1 protein-coding gene is annotated in these 3898 nt (G+C 40.6%); it reads left to right on the top strand.

Annotated elements, in window-relative coordinates:
* Positions 1-3898 (top strand): hemagglutinin repeat-containing protein (locus Q338_RS12135; protein ID WP_034295863.1); only part of this gene is annotated, 3898 nt, incomplete at both ends.

The following is a 3898-nucleotide window of genomic DNA, read 5'->3' as shown; positions in this document are numbered from 1 at the left end:
AAAATACGCCCAAGCAAAAAGCGGTGGCGATTGATACCAGCGAACTGGGTGGGATGTACGCCAACAAAATCACACTGATTAGCACCGAAAACAATCAAAGCATTGATAATAAAGGTCAAGTATTTGCCAATGCAGGTGGCGTAACCTTAGACAGTCAAGGCAATTTGAGCAATGCGGGCACCATCGCTTCGCAGGGCAAAACCAACATCAAAGCAAAAGACCTTGATAATAGCGGTACCCTGTCCAGCAAAGAACAGTTTGATATTAAAGCGGATAATGTAGACAACTCAGGCACAGTTTTAGCAGCCAATGAATTAAATGTTCGCGTTTCAGGCAGTATGAAACAAACCCAAAGCGGTAATATTGAAGCCGCACGTTTGGATGTGGAAACTACCAAATTGGACAATGCGGGCACGATTTCGCAAACAGGTTTGCAAGATTTGGCGATTGAAAGCACAGGTGCATTGACCAATAGTGGCAAAATTGGCTATCCAGAAGCAGATAATACCGTTCCCACAACGGCTAATGGTGGGACGACAGGCACAACTGCGCCCACACAAAACACACCGAGCAGCGCGACGGGGTCGGGTAATGCCACTGCGGTGAGCAGTCCCAGTAGCATTCAAAACTTTGCCACAGGCAGCCTGAAAACCCGAGAAACCTTGAACAACTCAGGCACGATAAATGCCAATGGCGGTGTGGATTTGACGGCTAAAAATGGCTTGAACAATACGGCTGAACTGCAGTTGAACAAATTAGCTGTATCGGGCAATGTGTTGGATAATAGCCAAGCCAAAATCAGCGCACAAAGCACAGACATTCAAACCCAATCCGTCAATAACGCACAAGGCGAATTGCTTGCCAGCAAAACACTCAATATCAGCACAGTGCAATTGGACAACCGTGCGGGCAAATTGCAATCTGTAGACAATGCCAATTTGACGGTTTCAGGCAGTCTGAACAATCAAAAAGGCGAAATTGCAGCCAATAATGCTTTGAATATTCAAGACAAACAAGCCCAAAATTTGCATATTGATAACACGGATGGCACAATTGTTGCTAACCATGTTTCACTACAAAGCAAATCTTTGAACAATCAAGGCAAACTGGCAGCTGGCAATCATCTATCCATTGATTTGAAAGATGATTTCACAGTTGAACGCAATCTGGAAGCTGGCAATAAGCTCAACATCAAAACCGCAGGCAGCCTGAACAATAGCCAAACCATTCAGGCTGAATCGGAAGTCAATATTCAAGCAAAACAAAATATTAGCAATCGTGGCATGATGAACAGCAATGGTTTGACCCGAGTAGAAGCAGGTCAAGAATTGCTGAACATTGGCACGGGTAAAATTTATGGCAACCATGTGGCATTGGCTGCGGATAGTGTGGTCAATCGTGATGAGAACGGCAAAGCAGCGGTGGTGGCGGCTCGTGAGCGTTTGGATATTGGTGCGAGAAAAATCATTAACCAAACTGAAGATGAAACCCCAGTAAATAGTGATGGTCACAGTAAATTATTGAGTGAAGATACACTCTTTATTGGTCGTCACTTGAATGAAAATCATCATGCAACAGGCCAAGCCGATTCATTGGATAATCTATCCGCGAATATTGAATCAGCTGGTGATATGTCTATTTCAGCAGCACAAACCACCAATAAAAATCTACATATTCATACAGCAATAGAAAAAGTAGGGACAGAGCATAAAAACACGATTAGTTTTTCAAATCGTAGAAGTGGTGAGCATGGACCAGGTGATTGGGGCTGGGATTTGAAATCCAAACTACCTGATGAATATGAACGCGATCAATTCCGCTTTAACGGAATTAATAATATATATTTAAAACAAGATGATGGTAGTGAAGTAAATTTAGGAAGAATTTGGATAGAAAATAACTATACTTTAGATAAGTATGAAACATTGGTTAAATACACTGACCCATCAGTTATTCAATCAGGAGGCAACCTTTCTTTTGATGGAAATGTGTCAAATATAAACAGTAGTATTATTGCCAATAAAAATATCATTACAAAAAATGGACAACTTATTCAAGATAGCGCTCAAGGAACAAGCTATACCATTAAAAATGGTACAGAAATCCATCGTGATTGGTATCATGATGGTGGTTTATTTGGCAGTGGTTATACACGCGAAGATCAAACAACAACTTTTAATAATGAAAAGTCTCATGAACAAACATTTGCATTACCCACTACTCTTACATTAAGCAAGCAAACACTCCAAAATAGAGGAACTGTTGCTCAAACAGCCAATGCTCAAATAACGGCTAGCAATACATCATTGCCTAACCATAATGAAGTAGCCTTACCCAGTAGTAGCTTATATACCATTAACCCAAGTCACCCAAACTGGTTAGTAGAAACCGACCCTGCTTTTACCAATTATCGTCAATGGCTGGGAAGTGATTATATGCTTAATGCACTAAAAATCGATCCCAATCATATGCACAAACGATTGGGTGATGGTTATTATGAACAACGCATGATTGGTGAGCAAATCGCACAATTAACTGGTAAACCTTATTTTGTAGGCTATCAAAATAAAGAAGAGCAGTACAAAGCATTAATGAATGCGGGTATTCAATTTGCTCAACAATTCAATATCAATATTGGCACGGCATTGTCTTCAGAACAAATGTCGAGTTTAACTTCGCCTATTGTTTGGCTGGAATTACAAACAGTTACCTTGCCAAACGGTGAGCAAGAACAAGTTTATGTACCCAAAGTCTATTTAGCAAACAATCAAACCAAGCTTCAAGCAGATGGCTCTCTGATTTCAGCACAAAATATTGTGGTCAATGGGCAAGGTAATGTTCTCAACAAGGGAACATTACATGCTAATCATACACTTATGATTTCTGCAGACAATATTCAACATCAAAGTGGTCGTATTGAAGGACACAAAATTTATTTAGATGCTAAACAAGATATTGTTAATCAAGCAGATATTTATGCCAAAGACCATTTAAAAGCACAAGCTGGTCGTGATATTGTGATGGCAAGTGCCACTAGCAGTAATAGCCAACAAATGCAGAATGGTTCTACATTCACGCACAGTAATATTGCTCAAAATGCACAAATCCGTATTGGAGATGGCATACATCAGCCCCAACAAACCTCTTTGTCCCTACAAGCTGGTCGAAATATTACATTCCAAGCAGCTTCATTAGACAATCAAGGCAATGGCACAACTTTACTCCAAGCTGGACAAAATTTATCAATTGGTGGCGTTGAAACGGTTTCTGATCGAAAAACCGTTTGGGATGCGGATAATCAACAACATCAAATTAAAACCACACAAAATGGAAGTCATATCCAAACACAAGGTCATATTGTACTGAAAGCTAATCAAAAATTAGATGTATCTGCTTCTACTATCAATAGTGAACATGGCTCAGTACAACTGGTTGGTCAAGATGTTTCCATTACTCATGCTCATGAACAAGAAGATTATTCAGATAAGTTTTACAGCAAAAATGATGGATTTTTATCTAGCTCATCGGCTCGTTCACAATCTGAATATCAACGCAGTACAGCGGTTGGCAGCAATATAACGGGTAAAGATGTTGCTATTAAAGCACATAACAATCTTTTAGTTTCAGGCAGCCAAATCATTTCGGATGATGGCACTCAATTAACCGCTGGTGGCCATGTTCAAATTACAAGCGCTGAAAATACATTGAGCGAAAACTCCCATGCTCAAATCAAAAAATCAGGCTTAATGAGCACTGGTAGCTTAGGTGTAACCATCGGCAGCAAACAAACCACCGATGAGCAAGACAATACCAGCCTGACCCACACCGCCAGCACCGTAGGCAGCCTGAAAGGCAATACCACCATTGTGGCAGGGAAAAACTACGAGCAAACAGGCAG

The organism is Alysiella crassa DSM 2578, assembly GCF_000745955.1.
GTDB lineage: Bacteria > Pseudomonadota > Gammaproteobacteria > Burkholderiales > Neisseriaceae > Simonsiella > Simonsiella crassa.
The sequence above is the reverse complement of the archived record's forward strand: the minus strand, read 5'-3'. Positions and strand labels throughout refer to the sequence as shown.